Here is a 14,385-nt window from a genome sequence, read left to right as displayed (position 1 = left end):
TCCGAAACCATGGCGCAGCCCCGTCAAGCTGTAAAGCTGGCGCTACTTGGTTCCGAACATCCTGTCACCCGCATCCCCCAGTCCGGGCACGATGTAGCCATGATCATCGAGTCGCTCGTCGAGCGCGGCGGTGACGATCGGCACGTCGGGATGGGCCTCCTTCATCCGCGCCACGCCCTCGGGCGCCGCCAGCAGGCACAGGAAGATGATGTCCTTGGCGCCCGCCTCCTTCAGCTTGTCGATCGCCGCGACCGAGGAATTGCCGGTGGCCAGCATCGGATCGACCGCGATGGTCAGCCGCGCGTCGAGGCCTCCGGGCACCTTGAAGTAGTACTCCACCGGTTCCAGCGTTTCGGGATCGCGATAGAGACCCACGAAGCCGACCCGAGCCGAGGGGATCAGTTCGAGGATGCCGTCGAGCAGCCCGTTGCCGGCGCGCAGGATCGAGATCAGCGCCAGCTTCTTGCCCTCGATCGCCGGGGCGTCCATCGGCTGCATCGGCGTGTCGATGCGGGTGGTGGTCATCGGCAGATCGCGCGTCACCTCGTAGGCGAGGAGCAAGCTGATCTCCCGCAGGAGCTGCCGGAAGCTCGCGGTCGAAGTTTCGGATTTCCGCATCAGGGTCAGCTTGTGCTGGACCAGCGGGTGTTCGACGACGGTCAAATGTTTGTCGGTGTGGCTCATGCCGCCTCCAGTTTCTTCAGGATCTCCGCGCGTGTGGCGTCATCGCAGAAGGCCGCCTCGGCGGCAACGCGGTTGGCGATCGCCAGCCGTTCCTCTTCCCAGCCGAAATGCTTTTCCAGCATGTCGTATTCATGGGTCATGGTGGTGCCGAACCAGGGCGGGTCGTCGGTCGAGACGGTGACGCGCAGCCCGCGATCACGCAACTCCTCGATCGGGTGGCTCTTCCAGTCCGGCACCGCGCCGAGCACCAGATTCGAGACCGGGCAGACCTCGAGGGTGACGCCCCGCTCGATCAGGTGGTCGCACAGCGCATGGTCCGACACGGCATTGATGCCATGGCCGATCCGCGAGCAGCCCAGCAGGTCGACGGTCTCGCGCACCATGTCGGGCCCGCCCCATTCGCCGGCATGGGCGGTCAGCCCCAGCCCGGCCTCGCGCGCGGCGTCGAATGCCCAAGCGAAATCGCCGGGCCGGTGCATCATCTCGGCGCCGGCCATGCCGAAGCCGGTGACGAAGCGGCCCTTGGTCTCGGCGGCGCAGCGCGCAATCGGCTTTGCGGCCTCTGGGCCGAGATGGCGCAGGCAGGTCACGACGCCGCGCGAGGCGATGCCCATGCGCTGCTCGGCCTCGTCGGCGGCATCGGTCATCGCGTCGAGATAGTCGCGCCACGCCGCGAGATCGCCGCCGCCGCAGAAATCCGGCGAGACAAAGAACTCGGTGTAGATCACCCCATGCGCAGCGCTCTCCTCCAGCACCGCGAGCATCAGGCGGCGGAAATCCTCGGGCCCCTGCAGCGTGGTGCAGGCTGCGTCATAGGCCTTGAGAAACCATTCGAAGCTGCCGCGCGCATAGCCGCCATCCTCGGCGAAGATGCGGTCGATATCGATGTGCTTCTCGCGGGCGAGCCCCTTGATGAAGGATGGCGGCGCCGCGCCCTCGAGATGCAGATGCAACTCGACCTTGGGCATGGATCGATAGCTCATGGCGTGGCCTCCGGGTCGGGGAGCGGAATGTCGAGATGCGAAGCCGCCAGCGCGCCGACATCGGTGAAGCCGATCTGCCCCAGCGCGCGCGGCTCCGGGCCGTGGCACAGCACCGGCACCCGTTCGCGGGTATGATCGGTGCCGACAAAGGTCGGGTCGTTGCCATGATCGGCGGTGACGATCACGAGATCGTCCGCACGCATCCGCGGCAGGATGCGGCCCAGCTCGGCGTCGAACCATTCGAGGTGACGCGCATAGCCCGACACGTCGCGGCGGTGGCCGTAATTGGTGTCGAACTCGACGAAATTGGCGAAGACCAGGGCGCCGTCCCGGGCCTCGTCCACGAGGTCCGACAGGTGCGCCATCAGCTTCGCATCCGGTCCCTTGCGCAGGTCGGTGACGCCGCGCATCGAGAAGATGTCGCCGATCTTGCCGACCGCGTGCACGTCCCGCCCCGCCCGCTTCGCGCTGTCGAGCAGCGTGCGGCCCGGCGCCGCGATGGCGAAATCGCGGCGGTTGGCGGTGCGGGTGAAGCCGGTCGTCTCGTCGCCGACGAAGGGCCGGGCGATGACCCGGCCGACCTTCATGTCGTGCAGCAACGGCGCGACCTCCCGGCACATCTCCAGCAGCCGATCGAGGCCGAAGCGCTCCTCATGGGCGGCAATCTGCAGCACGCTGTCAACCGAGGTGTAGCAGATCGGCCAACCGGTGCGCATGTGCTCGGGGCCCTCCTCGTCGATGACGGCGGTGCCCGAGGCGTGGCGGTTGCCGAGGATCCCGTCGGTGCCGGCAGCCTGCATCAGCGCCCGGGTCACCTCGGTCGGAAAGGCCGGGATCTCCTTGGGGAAATAGTGCCAGTCCCACGGCACCGGCACGCCGGCAAGCTCCCAGTGGCCCGAGGGCGTGTCCTTGCCGTTCGACACCTCGGTCGCGGCGCCCCAGGGGCCCACGGGCTCGGCCCCGAGACCGGGCGCGTCGAGGCCCGAGGCCAGGGCGATGGCCCGCCCGAGCCCCAGGGAATCGAGCGTCGGCAGGCGCAGCGGGCCGGAGCGGCCCTCCTCGGCGCGCCCCGCGGCGCAGGCTTCGGCGATATGGCCGATTGTGTTGGAGCCGGTATCGGGGGTGTCACCATTGAAGAAGGCGTGAGCATCGGGCGCGCCGCCGATCCCGGCGCTGTCCATCACCAGCAGGAAGACACGGCTCATGGGTCGATCCTTTCGATCACCAGGTCGTTGAGTTGCGGCGCCGAGCCGATGTGCATGGCGTCGCGCAGCGCCGCCTCGGCGGCATCGGCGGCCTCCTCGTTCGCCGCGTGGATGCGCGCCAGCAGGTCGCCGGAGGCGATCCGGGTGCCGAGCCGGGTCACATCGGTCAGGCCCACGGCCGGGTCGATCCGGTCGCTCTCGACCCGGCGGCCGCCGCCGAGGCCCACCACCGCGTGGCCCAGCGCCTCGCCGTCGATCGCGGTGAGATGCCCGGCCTCGCGGGCGGCGACATCGCGCACCACGGGCGCCGACGGCAGATGCGCGCGCCAATTCTCGGCCATGTCGGCAGGGCCGCCGAGGCCGTGCAGCATAGCGGCGAAGCGCTCCATCGCGCGGCCGCTCGCGATGGCATGGGCGATCATTTCCTCGCCCTCGCCCTCGGCGCCACCGGCCAGCGCCATCAGCCGCCCACCCAGTGCCACGGTCAGGTCGTGCAGCCGCGGCGCGGCGAGACGGTCGCCTTCGAGCACGCGCATCACGACGGCCATCTCGGTGGCGTTGCCCAGCGCCGGGGCGAGCGGCTCGTCCATGTCGGTGATGAAGGCCGCGGTCGGACAGCCCGCGCCATTGGCGGTCGCCACCAGCGCGCCGCCCAGCGCAAGCGCCTCCTCGCGCGACTTCATGAAGGCACCCGAGCCAAGCTTCACGTCGAGCACCAGCCCCTCCAGCCCGGCGGCGAGCTTCTTGGACAGGATCGAGGCGGTGATCAGGTCGACGCTGTCGACCGTGCCGGTGACGTCTCGGATGGCGTAGAGCCGCTTGTCGGCCGGGGCGATGCGCCCCGTCGCGCCGACGATGGCGCAGCCCACCTCGCGGGTGATCGCGCGCAGCCGATCCTCGTCGACCTGCGTCGAGAGACCCGGCACCGCCTCGAGCTTGTCGAGCGTGCCGCCGGTATGACCGAGGCCCCGTCCGGAGATCATCGGGACGAAAACGCCGCAAGCCGCCAGTGCCGGTGCGAGCAGCAGCGACACCGGGTCGCCCACGCCGCCGGTCGAATGCTTGTCGAGCACCGGCCCCGGCAGGTCCCAAGACAGCCGGTCACCGCTGTCGCGCATCCCTTCGGTCAGGGCCACGCGCCCCGCCTCGCCGAGACCCCGGCAGCAGACCGCCATGGCGAAGGCCCCGGCCTGCGCGTCGGACACGGAGCCGTCGGCGAGGCCGCGCGCAAACCCGCGCACCGCCTCCGCCGGGGGTGTCTCGCCGCGCCGCAGGGCGGCGATGAGACGCGCCGCCTGCATCAGGCTCGGTCCATCTGGTGGCGATCGAAGGCGCCGGGCAGAAGCTCGGCCAGCGTGGTCTGCCGGGTTTCGCCGTCGGTGGTGGCCAGCGTGACCCGTACGTCGCCCTTGCCGAACTCGGCCAGCTTCTGGCGGCAGCCGCCGCAGGGCGAGACCGGCACCGGGCTGTCGGCGATCACCGCCACCTCCGCGATCTCGGCATCGCCGGCGGCGATCATCGCGGCGATGGCGCCGGCCTCGGCGCAGGTGCCCTCCGGATAGGCGACGTTCTCGACGTTGACGCCGAGATGCACGGTGCCGGAGGTCGCGCGGATCGCCGCGCCGACCTTGAAGTTGGAATAGGGGGCATAGGCGTTCTCGCGCACCGCGCGCGCGTCATCGACCAGCGACATAAGGGGCCTCCATCGGGGGTTTGCCGGAAACTGTGTCCCGCGCCCCCGCTTCATGCAAGTCCGCCCTCGCGGAACCCCTGCCCCGCTGCCCGGTTTCGCAATCACAGGAGGTCCCGACATGATCGAACCGACCAAATCCGTGTTGCCCGAAACCGAGGCGCGCACCCCCGACGATCCCGACGCACCGATGAACCCGAAGCAGGCGACGATCCTGCGCGACCTGTGCGAGAAGACCGGCGAGGAGTTCGACACCGCGCTCACCGAGGCGCAGGCCGACGAGCGGATCGCCGCGCTGCGCGAGAGGCGCGACGAGCGATAGGGCTTTCGCGCCCCCGAAGAAAAGGTTTAATGCTGAACCATTCCGTTTTGGGGAGAGACGACGCGATGGCCGAAAGCAGTGACGACACCGCCCGCGGGGGCTCCGACGGGCTGCGGCAGGCCGCGCTCGACTATCACCGGCTGCCCAAGCCCGGAAAGCTGGAGATCCGCGCCACCAAGCCGCTGGCCAATGGCCGCGACCTGAGCCGCGCCTATTCCCCCGGCGTCGCCGAGGCCTGCCTCGAGATCAAGGCCGAGCCGGACACGGCGCGCGACTATACCTCGCGCGGCAATCTGGTCGCCGTGGTCACCAACGGCACCGCCGTTCTGGGTCTGGGCAATATCGGCGCATTGGCCTCCAAGCCGGTGATGGAGGGCAAGGCGGTCCTGTTCAAGAAGTTCGCCAATATTGACTGCTTCGACATCGAACTCGACGAAAGCGATCCCGAGAAGCTCGCCGACATCGTCTGCGCCCTCGAGCCGACCTTCGGCGCGATCAATCTCGAGGACATCAAGGCCCCCGACTGCTTCGTCGTCGAGAAGATCTGCCGCGAGCGGATGAACATCCCCGTCTTCCATGATGACCAGCACGGTACCGCGATCGTCGTCGGCGCCGCCGCCACCAACGCGCTGCGGGTGGCCGGAAAGTCGTTCGAGGAGATCAAGGTCGTCTCGACCGGCGGGGGCGCCGCGGGCATCGCCTGCCTCGACATGCTGATCAAGCTCGGCGTGAAGCGCGAGAACGTCTTCCTGTGCGATCTCGCTGGTCTCGTCCATGAGGGCCGCGAAGAGGACATGACCCCCCAGAAGGCCGCCTATGCCCAGCCGGGCGGGCCGCGCGGCCTCGGTGACGTGATCGACGGTGCCGACCTGTTCCTCGGCCTGTCGGGCCCCGGCGTGCTCAAGCCCGAGATGGTGGGGAAGATGGCCGAGCGGCCGATCATCTTCGCGCTCGCCAACCCGACGCCCGAGATCATGCCAGACCTCGCCCGCGAGGTGAAACCGGGCGCGATCATCGCCACCGGCCGGTCGGACTTCCCGAACCAGGTCAACAACGTGCTGTGCTTCCCCTTCATCTTCCGGGGAGCGCTCGACGTCGGTGCGACGACGATCAACGACGAGATGAAGATCGCCTGCGTCGAAGGCATCGCGGCGCTGGCGCGCGCCACCACTTCGGCCGAGGCGGCGGCTGCCTATAGCGGCGAACAGCTCACCTTCGGCGCCGACTACCTGATCCCCAAGCCATTCGATCCCCGGCTGATGGGCGTCGTGGCCTCGGCCGTGGCCAAGGCCGCGATGGAGACCGGCGTCGCGGCGCGCCCGATCGCCGACATGAAGGGCTACAAGGAACGGCTCGACAGTTCGGTGTTCAAATCGGCGCTGCTGATGCGCCCGGTCTTTGACGCGGCCCGCGAGGCGGCGCGCAAGATCGTCTTCGCCGAGGGCGAGGACGAGCGCGTGCTGCGCGCCGCGCAGGCGATCATCGAGGAGACCACCGACACGCCGATCCTGATCGGACGCCCCGAGGTGATCGAGACCCGCTGCGAGCGCGCGGGCCTGACCATCCGGCCCGGCATGGACTTCGAGATCGTCAATCCAGAGAACGACCCCCGCTACCGCGACTACTGGGGCACCTATCACGAGATCATGGCCCGCAAGGGCGTGACCCCCGATCTGGCCAAGGCGATCATGCGCACCAACACCACCGCGATCGGCGCGGTGATGGTGCATCGCGGCGAGGCGGACAGCCTGATCTGCGGCACCTTCGGTCAGTATCTGTGGCACCTCAACTACATCGAGCAGGTGCTCGGCACCGCCGATCTGCGCCCGGTCGGGGCGCTGTCGCTGATGATCCTCGAGGATGGGCCGCTGTTCATCGCAGACACGCAGGTCCATGCCGAGCCGACACCCGAGCAGATCGCCGAGACGGTCGAAGGCTGCGCCCGGCACATCCGCCGCTTCGGCCTCGCGCCGCAGATCGCGCTGTGCTCGCATTCGCAGTTCGGCAATCTCGACATCGGCACCGGACGCCGGATGCGCGCCGCGCTGGAGGTCCTCGATGCGAGCCCGCGCGATTTCGCCTATGAGGGCGAGATGCATGTCGATGCGGCGCTCGACCCGGTGCTGCGCGAGCGGATCTTCCCCGGCGCGCGGCTCAACGGCGCGGCCAACTGTCTGGTCTTCGCCAACACCGACGCGGCGTCGGGCGTGCGCAACATCCTCAAGATGAAGGGCGCCGGGCTCGAGGTCGGGCCGATCCTGATGGGGATGGGCAACCGCGCCCATATCGTGACCCCCTCGATCACCGCGCGCGGCCTTCTCAACATGTCGGCCATCGCCGGCACGCCGGTCGCACATTACGGCTGAGATCCTGCGGGGAGGCACACGCCTCCCCCACTTTCCGCTCCGCCTATTCGGGCAATCCGCACCGTTTGCCCCGGATCGCACCGGACTACGGTGCGTGACACTTGCCCGAAACCCTTGGGCAGGCGTAGGATTCCGTCCCGAGGGAGGACGGCCATGACCTATGCGGAAGTCTATGAAAGCTGGCGCTCGGATCCCGAGGGCTTCTGGTTGCAGGCCGCGCGCGCCATCGATTGGCACCGCTTCCCGAGCCAGGCGCTCTCGGAAGAGGCCGACCCGGTGCCGCTGTGGTTTCCCGACGGCATGGTCAATGGCTGTCACAACGCGCTCGACCGGCACGTGGCCGAGGGCCGCACCCATGACATCGCGATCATCCATGACAGCCCCGTCACCGAGAGCCGGACCGAGATCACCTATGGCGAGCTTCTGGGTCGGGTCGCGCGGCTGGCAGGCGCGCTCAAGGCGCGCGGGGTGACCAAGGGCGACCGCGTCGTGATCTACATGCCGATGGTCCCCGAGGCGATCGAGGCGATGCTGGCCTGCGCCCGGATCGGCGCGATCCATTGCGTGGTCTTCGGCGGCTTCGCGGCGCGCGAACTCGCGGTGCGGATCGACGACTGCAAGCCCAAGGCGATCCTCGCCGGGTCCTGCGGGATCGAGCCGAACCGCGTGGTCGCCTACAAGCCGCTGCTGGATCAGGCGCTGCGCGAGGCCGACCACAAGCCGGAATTCTGCGTGATCCTGCAGCGCCCGCAGGCGATGGCCGCGATCGAACATGGCCGCGACATCGAGTGGCACGATTTTCAGGAGGAGGCCGAACCGGCCGATTGCGTGCCGGTGGAGGCGAACCATCCGGCCTATATCCTCTACACCTCCGGCACGACCGGCAGGCCCAAGGGCGTGGTCCGCCCTACCGGCGGCCATCTCGTGGCGCTGCACTGGACCATGAAGAACATCTACGCCACCGAGCCGGGCGAGGTGTTCTGGGCCGCCTCCGATGTCGGCTGGGTCGTGGGCCACAGCTATATCTGCTACGCGCCGCTGATCCACGGCAACACGACGGTGGTCTATGAGGGCAAGCCCGTCGGCACGCCCGATGCCGGCGCCTTCTGGCGGGTGATCGCACAGAACAAGGTGCGGACCTTCTTCACCGCGCCCACCGCGCTGCGCGCGATCAAGCGTGAGGATCCGGAGGGGCGGATGGCGCGCGACCATGACCTTTCAGCGCTGCGCGCGATCTATCTCGCCGGGGAGCGGGCCGATCCCGACACGGTGGCCTGGGCCCGCGACGTGGCGCAGGTCCCGGTCTACGACCACTGGTGGCAGACCGAGACCGGCTACACGATCACCGGCAACCCGGTCGGGATCGAGCCGCTGCCGGTGAAGGACGGCTCTTCGACCGTGCCGATGCCGGGCTACGACGTGCACATCCTCGACGAGGCGGGCCACGACCGGCCGCGCGGCGAGTTGGGCGCGGTGGCGATCCGCCTGCCGCTGCCGCCGGGCACGCTCACCGGGATCTGGGGCGACGAGGCACGGTTCCGCCGCAGCTATCTCTCGACCCATCCCGGCTACTACACCACCGGCGATGCCGGGATGATCGACGAGGATGGCTATGTCTCGATCCTCGCGCGGACCGACGACGTGATCAACGTGGCCGGGCATCGCCTCTCGACCGGCGGGATGGAGGAGGTGCTGGCCGATCATCCCGACGTGGCCGAGTGCGCGGTGATCGGCGTGTCCGATCCGCTCAAGGGACAGCTGCCGATGGGCTTTCTCTGTCTGAACCGCAATTGCGGACGGCCGCCCGAGGATATCGTCGGCGAAGCGGTCGATCTGGTGCGGGAACGCGTCGGGCCGGTGGCCGCCTTCAAGCTGGCGGTGGTGGTCGAACGGCTGCCCAAGACCCGTTCGGGCAAGATCCTGCGCGCGACCATGGCCAAGATCGCCGATGGCGAGGATTTCGCGATGCCCGCGACGATCGACGACCCCACCATCCTCGACGAGCTGCGGGCCGCGATCGCGCCCTTGGGCTACGGCATGACCAAGACGGAGAAGACGGCGTGACGGCCACCTTCTGGCTGCTCAAGAGCCTGCACATTCTCGCGCTGGCGCTGGGCCTGGGCGGCGGCGTCGCCAACGCCATCGCGGCACGGCTGGCGCGGTCGCGCCCCGAGGCGGCGCCAGCCTTCGGTGCGCTGCAGAAGCGGATCGGCATGGTTTCGGTCGGCGCGCTGGTGGTGCTCTGGATCACCGGCCCTTGGATGGCCGGTCTGGTCTATGGCGCCGCGCTGCCGCTGTCCTTCTGGCTCAAGATGCTGGCGGTGCTGGGGCTGACCGCGATGACGGTGCTGATGCAGGTCGAGGCGCGCCGCGCCGCCCGCGCGGCCCGCGCCCCGGATGCGGCGCGCATGGCCGGGCTGGGTGCCGGGGCCGGCCTGTTCTCGATCCTCGCGGTGATCCTCGCCGTGATCAGCTTCAACTAGGCGAACTGCTCGCGGATCAGCCGCTCCTCGAGCCCGTGACCGGGATCGAAGAGGATGCGGTGGCGCACCCGCGGCTCGGAGCGGATCTCGACCGCGACCACGTCGCGCACCAGACGGCTGTCGGCATCGGCCATCACCGGTCGCTTCTCGGGCTCGAGCACCTCGAAGCGCACCGTGGCGCCGGTGGGCAGCAGCGCGCCGCGCCAGCGCCGGGGCCGGAACGGCGCGATCGCGGTGAGCGCCAGCACGTCGGCCCCTATCGGCAGGATCGGCCCGTAGGCAGAATAATTGTAGGCGGTCGACCCGGCCGGCGTCGCCACCAGCGCCCCGTCACATACCAGCTCCTCGAGGCGCACCCGCCCGTCGACGATGACCCGCAGCTTGGCCGCCTGGGGCCCGGCGCGCAGCAGGCTGACCTCGTTGATGCCCAAACCGCGCTGCACCTCGCCGGAGGCGGTCTCGGCCAGCATGGCGAGCGGGTTGATGATCGCTTCCTCTGCGGCGGCGACCCGCTCGGGCAGGTCGTCCTCGGAAAAGGCGTTCATCAGGAAACCCACGGTGCCGCGGTTCATGCCATAGACCGGCAGGTCTAGCCCCTCGGTCGCGTGCAGCGTCTGTAGCATGAAGCCGTCGCCGCCCAGTGCCACCACGACGTCGGCATCCTCGAGCGGGTGGTCGCCGTAGCGCAGCGCGAGCCGTTCGCGCGTCTCCTGCGCCACGCCGGTCTCGCTGGCCAGAAAGGCGATGCGGTCGGTCCCCAAATCCCTGTCCTCCCGGATGCTGCCGATAGGTTGTCGGCCAGCCATGACCGAAAGGCAAGCCGCGACGGTTTCGGGGCTTTTGACCCCCCTTCCCCTGCGCTAAGAGTGCCGCGACGCAACCCCGCACGAGGTGTCCGAGATGAACGCATCCACCCGCGACGACGGCTTCTTCACCGAAACGCTCGACAGCCGCGACCCCGAGATCGCCAAGGCGATCACCGACGAACTCGGCCGCCAGCGCCACGAGATCGAGCTGATCGCCAGCGAGAACATCGTCTCGGCCGCCGTGCTCGAGGCCCAGGGCTCGGTGCTCACCAACAAATATGCCGAGGGCTATCCGGGGCGGCGCTACTACGGCGGCTGCGAATTCGCCGACGTGGCCGAGAACCTCGCCATCGACCGCGCCAAGCAGCTGTTCTCCTGCGAATTCGCCAACGTGCAGCCGAACTCCGGCTCCCAAGCGAACCAGGGCGTGTTCCAGGCGCTGCTGCAGCCCGGCGACACCATCCTCGGGATGAGCCTCGACGCGGGCGGTCACCTGACCCACGGCGCCAAGCCGAACCAATCGGGCAAGTGGTTCAACGCGGTCCAGTACGGCGTGCGCCAGCAGGACCAGCAGATCGACTACGACCGGATCCAGGAGCTCGCGACCGAGCACCAGCCGAAGATGATCATCGCCGGCGGCTCGGCCATTCCGCGGATCATCGACTTCCCGCGCATGCGCGAGATCGCCGACAGCGTCGGTGCGTATCTGCTCGTCGACATGGCGCATTTCGCGGGCCTCGTGGCGGCGGGTCTCTACCCCTCCCCCTTCCCGCACGCGCATGTCGCCACCACCACCACGCACAAGACGCTGCGCGGCCCGCGCGGCGGCATGATCCTCACCAATGACGAGGCGATCGCCAAGAAGATCAACTCGGCGATCTTCCCGGGCATCCAGGGCGGTCCGCTGATGCATGTCATCGCCGGCAAGGCCGTGGCCTTCGGCGAGGCGCTGCGCCCCGAGTTCAAGACCTACCAGCAGCAGGTCGTGAAGAACGCCCAGGCGCTCGCCGACCAGCTGATGAAGGGCGGGCTCGACATCGTCACCGGCGGCACCGACAGCCACCTGATGCTGGTCGACCTGCGCCCCAAGGGCGTGAAGGGCAACGCGACCGAGGACGCGCTGGGCCGCGCCAACATCACCTGCAACAAGAACGGCATCCCCTTCGACCCGGAGAAGCCGGCCGTGACCTCCGGCATCCGCCTCGGCTCGCCCGCGGGCACGACGCGCGGCTTCGGCGAAGCCGAGTTCCGGCAGATCGCCGACTGGATCGTCGAGGTGGTCGACGGGCTGGCGGCGAACGGCGCCGAGGGCAATGCTGAGGTCGAGGAGAAGGTGCGCGGCGAGGTCGAGGAACTCTGCAAGCGCTTCCCGCTCTACCCCAACCTCTGAGAACGTCGGCGCGGGGTCAGAGGACCTCGCGCCACAACACCCAGGCGATCACCGCCGCGACGAGGATGGTGATCGCATGGCGCATCCTGCGCCGCCAGATCGCCCGGTGCAGCGCGTGGCGCAGCTCGTCTGGCTCTTCGGCCATAAGCCAGCTCTGCACGGTGACATAGGCCGCCTCCACCCGCTCCATGTCGATCGCCTCGGCGCGTCCGGGCATCCGGGCCACCGCTTCGGCGGCAGCGAGGAAACGGGCACGCGACAGGATCTCGGGCGGCAGCACCGGTGCGGCGCGGTCGAGACGGTCGCCCAACGTGCGTCCGTCGACCCCGGCGCGGTCGGTGAGCAGCCGGGAAATCTCGCGCGTCCAGCCGGTTATCGTGGTGCGGTCCATGCGACTTTGTTAGCGCCCCGGGCGGCGGCACTCAATGGCAGATGACGGGGCTGGCGCGCGCGGATGCAGGCGCTACAACATCCCCCATGCTCAATACCATCCTCACCGGAGAGCCCTCCGACCGCCCGCCCCTCCTGATCGTCCATGGCCTGTTCGGCTCGGCCCGCAACTGGGGCGTCATCGCGCGCCGGTTGGGCGAGGACCGGCAGGTGATCTCGGTCGACATGCGCAACCACGGCGACAGCCACTGGACCGAGAGCCACGACTATTTCGGCATGGCCGAGGATCTGGCCGAGGTGCTGGAGAGCCATGGCCGCGCCGACGTGCTGGGCCACTCGATGGGTGGCAAGGCGTCAATGGTGCTCGCCCTCACCCGCCCCGACCTCGTGCGTCGCCTGATCGTGGCCGACATCGCGCCGGTGTCCTACGGCCATGACCAGATCGACAATATCCGCCGCATGAAGCAGGTCGACCTGGAGCGGATCGGCAGCCGGTCCGACGCGACAGAGATGCTGGGCGACGATCTGGAGGCCGCGACGGCGGCGTTCTTCCTGCAGTCGCTCGACCTCAAGGAAAAGCGCTGGAAGCTGAACCTCGACGTGCTGGAGCGCGACATTGAGACGATCCTCGGCTTCCCGGAGGTCGAAGGCCGCTTCGACGGCCCGGCGCTGTTCCTTTCAGGGGCGAACTCGAACTATGTCGGCGAGGAGCGCCACGACGCGATCCACGCGCTGTTCGCCGACCCGTCCTTCGAGGTGATCGAGGGCGCCCGGCACTGGCTGCACGCGGAAAAGCCGCGCGAGGTCGAGGCGGCGGTCAGGGGCTTTCTGGAGGGGTGAGACGCGCCTCGCGCCGGTGTGATCATCGGCGCGGGGAACGCTCCCGAGCGCGGAACATTACATGAACTCCCACACAGGAGATCAGGACATGACCGATAATCCCAAGAGCCACCCGCAGGGCAACGCCGAGAAAGATCCGGAGGACGGGGTCACCGGCGACGAGCCGATGATCGGCGCGCAGGCGAGCTATCTCAAGACGCTGTGCGAAGAGGTCGGTGAGGAGTTCGAGGACAGCCTGACCAAGGCCGAGGCCAGCGAGCGGATCGATGCGTTGCAGGAGAAGAATGGGCGGGTGTGATTGTATACTGTCCATTCTGCTGTCCTTACAGCAGGAGCACGTTGGAAGTCCTCTTTGCGGAGCTTCGGTCTAAGTCAACCTTAAGTTGCCAATCTCGTACAATAGTGTAGCGTCCTGAAGGCGCAACTAAGTTAATGTATAATTGGTAACGGGAAACAAAGGCAATGAAGTGCCATCAGTGTGAAAAACCGGCTCTATATACTTATGAAAACGGGCCGTCCCTCTGCCTTCACTGCAACACCTTGCTACAAGAAAACAATTACCGCAGCTTTTTAATGAATGCCGCGATGATGAATCAGTCATTAGATGACATGGATATGGTAACTGGCCTTCAAATGAATAGCGGCAGGATACCCGTAAGCGATTTGGCTCGAGCAATGAACAAACCGACTACTAACAATCATATTTCGATATCAAACTCATCCGTAGGCGTGCTTAATACGGGAGATTTAGCTAAGATCAATGCGGTAATTACCATAACGGAAGGCAGCGACTCTGAAGAACTAGGCCGCACAATAAGAGACTTCGCCCAAGCCGTTATCGATTCGAAAGACATTTCCGGAATAGACAAGCATGAAATTGGCGAGCTACTGGGCACTTTGTCTGAGCAAATTGCGGGAAAGCGATCTAAGCCAGTAATTAGCAGCATTCTCAAGGGCATTGAGGAACGTGTTAAACCTGTAGATTCCCTATGGTCGTTCGCAGAGAAAATTGGCGGCTTGCTCTCCAGCCTTGGAATCACTATCTGACGATCGAATACGAGCCTAGAACCCCTTTCGCTTGGGGAAAGCGCCCGTGAAGTATAAAAGGCGAATCAGTCATCGGCATACTTAGCAAGACTACCTTTGCCTCACATGCGCTAAATATGCCTTAAGACTCAAGGCGCACAAAGAAACCAGCCTATAGTCTAGACATTTTTCGTCCCAAA

Annotated in this window: 15 protein-coding genes; 8 read left to right on the top strand and 7 right to left on the bottom strand. The window is 67.4% G+C overall.

Going from position 1 to position 14,385, the window contains the following annotated elements; translation table 11 throughout:
• Positions 1 to 42: 42 nt before the first annotated feature.
• From upp to T8T21_RS00055, 5 genes are read right to left on the bottom strand one after another with little or no spacing between them, the layout of a single operon-like run.
• On the bottom strand, positions 43 to 684 hold the full coding sequence (upp, locus tag T8T21_RS00075; protein WP_183470792.1) for a uracil phosphoribosyltransferase: 642 nt from the start codon (positions 682 to 684) through the stop codon (positions 43 to 45).
• Positions 681 to 1,667: an adenosine deaminase gene (locus tag T8T21_RS00070; protein ID WP_322336300.1), complete on the bottom strand. Its 987-nt coding sequence runs from the start codon at positions 1,665 to 1,667 to the stop codon at positions 681 to 683. Before T8T21_RS00070 ends, upp begins: the two co-directional genes overlap by 4 nt.
• Positions 1,664 to 2,872, bottom strand: coding sequence for a phosphopentomutase (locus T8T21_RS00065; protein ID WP_322336299.1), 1,209 nt, complete (start codon positions 2,870 to 2,872; stop codon positions 1,664 to 1,666). Before T8T21_RS00065 ends, T8T21_RS00070 begins: the two co-directional genes overlap by 4 nt.
• Entirely contained in the window at positions 2,869 to 4,173 is a 1,305-nt protein-coding gene (locus tag T8T21_RS00060; RefSeq protein WP_322336298.1) for a thymidine phosphorylase, read from the bottom strand. The genes T8T21_RS00065 and T8T21_RS00060 overlap by 4 nt, the downstream gene beginning before the upstream one ends.
• Positions 4,173 to 4,565, bottom strand: coding sequence for a cytidine deaminase (locus T8T21_RS00055; protein ID WP_322336297.1), 393 nt, complete (start codon positions 4,563 to 4,565; stop codon positions 4,173 to 4,175). The genes T8T21_RS00060 and T8T21_RS00055 overlap by 1 nt, the downstream gene beginning before the upstream one ends.
• 118 nt (positions 4,566 to 4,683) lie before the next feature.
• On the opposite strand from T8T21_RS00055, the gene T8T21_RS00050 reads away from it, so the two are divergent.
• From T8T21_RS00050 to T8T21_RS00035, 4 genes are all read left to right on the top strand, one after another.
• Positions 4,684 to 4,884, top strand: a complete 201-nt coding sequence (locus tag T8T21_RS00050) for a DUF3072 domain-containing protein (RefSeq protein ID WP_322336296.1) — start codon at positions 4,684 to 4,686, stop codon at positions 4,882 to 4,884.
• 65 nt (positions 4,885 to 4,949) lie between these two features.
• Positions 4,950 to 7,250 carry an NADP-dependent malic enzyme gene (locus T8T21_RS00045; protein ID WP_322336295.1) on the top strand — a complete coding sequence of 767 codons (2,301 nt, stop codon included), beginning with the start codon at positions 4,950 to 4,952 and terminating at the stop codon, positions 7,248 to 7,250.
• 153 nt (positions 7,251 to 7,403) lie between these two features.
• Positions 7,404 to 9,314 (top strand): AMP-binding protein, encoded by a 1,911-nt coding sequence (locus T8T21_RS00040; RefSeq protein WP_183470806.1) that lies wholly within the window; start codon positions 7,404 to 7,406, stop codon positions 9,312 to 9,314.
• Positions 9,311 to 9,733, top strand: coding sequence for a hypothetical protein (locus tag T8T21_RS00035; protein WP_322336294.1), 423 nt, complete (start codon positions 9,311 to 9,313; stop codon positions 9,731 to 9,733). Before T8T21_RS00040 ends, T8T21_RS00035 begins: the two co-directional genes overlap by 4 nt.
• Here the strand turns inward: T8T21_RS00035 and T8T21_RS00030 are convergent.
• Complete coding sequence (locus T8T21_RS00030) at positions 9,730 to 10,539, bottom strand: NAD kinase (protein ID WP_407660074.1); 810 nt, start codon at positions 10,537 to 10,539, stop codon at positions 9,730 to 9,732. The genes T8T21_RS00035 and T8T21_RS00030 overlap by 4 nt on opposite strands.
• Before the next feature lie 94 nt (positions 10,540 to 10,633).
• Between T8T21_RS00030 and glyA the strand changes: the two genes are divergently transcribed.
• Positions 10,634 to 11,929 (top strand): serine hydroxymethyltransferase, encoded by a 1,296-nt coding sequence (gene glyA, locus T8T21_RS00025; protein WP_322336292.1) that lies wholly within the window; start codon positions 10,634 to 10,636, stop codon positions 11,927 to 11,929.
• Between the two features lie 16 nt (positions 11,930 to 11,945).
• Here glyA and T8T21_RS00020 read toward each other — a convergent pair whose 3' ends face one another.
• A complete protein-coding gene (locus T8T21_RS00020; protein WP_183470814.1) occupies positions 11,946 to 12,320 on the bottom strand; it encodes a hypothetical protein in 375 nt (124 codons plus the stop codon).
• An 86-nt stretch (positions 12,321 to 12,406) separates the two neighbouring features.
• On the opposite strand from T8T21_RS00020, the gene T8T21_RS00015 reads away from it, so the two are divergent.
• The 3 genes from T8T21_RS00015 to T8T21_RS00005 all read left to right on the top strand — a co-directional run bounded on the left by T8T21_RS00015 (position 12,407) and on the right by T8T21_RS00005 (position 14,206).
• A complete protein-coding gene (locus T8T21_RS00015) occupies positions 12,407 to 13,159 on the top strand; it encodes an alpha/beta fold hydrolase (protein WP_322336291.1) in 753 nt (250 codons plus the stop codon).
• 88 nt (positions 13,160 to 13,247) lie between these two features.
• Complete coding sequence (locus T8T21_RS00010; protein ID WP_322336290.1) at positions 13,248 to 13,457, top strand: DUF3072 domain-containing protein; 210 nt, start codon at positions 13,248 to 13,250, stop codon at positions 13,455 to 13,457.
• A gap of 164 nt (positions 13,458 to 13,621) precedes the next feature.
• A complete protein-coding gene (locus T8T21_RS00005; RefSeq protein WP_322336289.1) occupies positions 13,622 to 14,206 on the top strand; it encodes a hypothetical protein in 585 nt (194 codons plus the stop codon).
• Positions 14,207 to 14,385 lie beyond the last annotated feature (179 nt).

It is taken from the genome of Limimaricola variabilis, from assembly GCF_034371605.1.
GTDB classification, from domain to species: Bacteria; Pseudomonadota; Alphaproteobacteria; order Rhodobacterales; family Rhodobacteraceae; genus Limimaricola; species Limimaricola variabilis.
This window is presented reverse-complemented; position numbering and strand designations above follow the sequence as displayed.

What these genes read in the sequence shown, in the direction of transcription:
- upp (WP_183470792.1), bottom strand. Translation starts at nt 684, where the DNA reads ATGAGCCACACCGACAAACATTTGACCGTCGTCGAACACCCGCTGGTC.
- T8T21_RS00070 (WP_322336300.1), bottom strand. Translation starts at nt 1,667, where the DNA reads ATGAGCTATCGATCCATGCCCAAGGTCGAGTTGCATCTGCATCTCGAG.
- T8T21_RS00065 (WP_322336299.1), bottom strand. Translation starts at nt 2,872, where the DNA reads ATGAGCCGTGTCTTCCTGCTGGTGATGGACAGCGCCGGGATCGGCGGC.
- T8T21_RS00060 (WP_322336298.1), bottom strand. Translation starts at nt 4,173, where the DNA reads ATGCAGGCGGCGCGTCTCATCGCCGCCCTGCGGCGCGGCGAGACACCC.
- T8T21_RS00055 (WP_322336297.1), bottom strand. Translation starts at nt 4,565, where the DNA reads ATGTCGCTGGTCGATGACGCGCGCGCGGTGCGCGAGAACGCCTATGCC.
- T8T21_RS00050 (WP_322336296.1), top strand. Translation starts at nt 4,684, where the DNA reads ATGATCGAACCGACCAAATCCGTGTTGCCCGAAACCGAGGCGCGCACC.
- T8T21_RS00045 (WP_322336295.1), top strand. Translation starts at nt 4,950, where the DNA reads ATGGCCGAAAGCAGTGACGACACCGCCCGCGGGGGCTCCGACGGGCTG.
- T8T21_RS00040 (WP_183470806.1), top strand. Translation starts at nt 7,404, where the DNA reads ATGACCTATGCGGAAGTCTATGAAAGCTGGCGCTCGGATCCCGAGGGC.
- T8T21_RS00030 (WP_407660074.1), bottom strand. Translation starts at nt 10,539, where the DNA reads ATGGCTGGCCGACAACCTATCGGCAGCATCCGGGAGGACAGGGATTTG.
- glyA (WP_322336292.1), top strand. Translation starts at nt 10,634, where the DNA reads ATGAACGCATCCACCCGCGACGACGGCTTCTTCACCGAAACGCTCGAC.
- T8T21_RS00020 (WP_183470814.1), bottom strand. Translation starts at nt 12,320, where the DNA reads ATGGACCGCACCACGATAACCGGCTGGACGCGCGAGATTTCCCGGCTG.
- T8T21_RS00015 (WP_322336291.1), top strand. Translation starts at nt 12,407, where the DNA reads ATGCTCAATACCATCCTCACCGGAGAGCCCTCCGACCGCCCGCCCCTC.
- T8T21_RS00010 (WP_322336290.1), top strand. Translation starts at nt 13,248, where the DNA reads ATGACCGATAATCCCAAGAGCCACCCGCAGGGCAACGCCGAGAAAGAT.
- T8T21_RS00005 (WP_322336289.1), top strand. Translation starts at nt 13,622, where the DNA reads ATGAAGTGCCATCAGTGTGAAAAACCGGCTCTATATACTTATGAAAAC.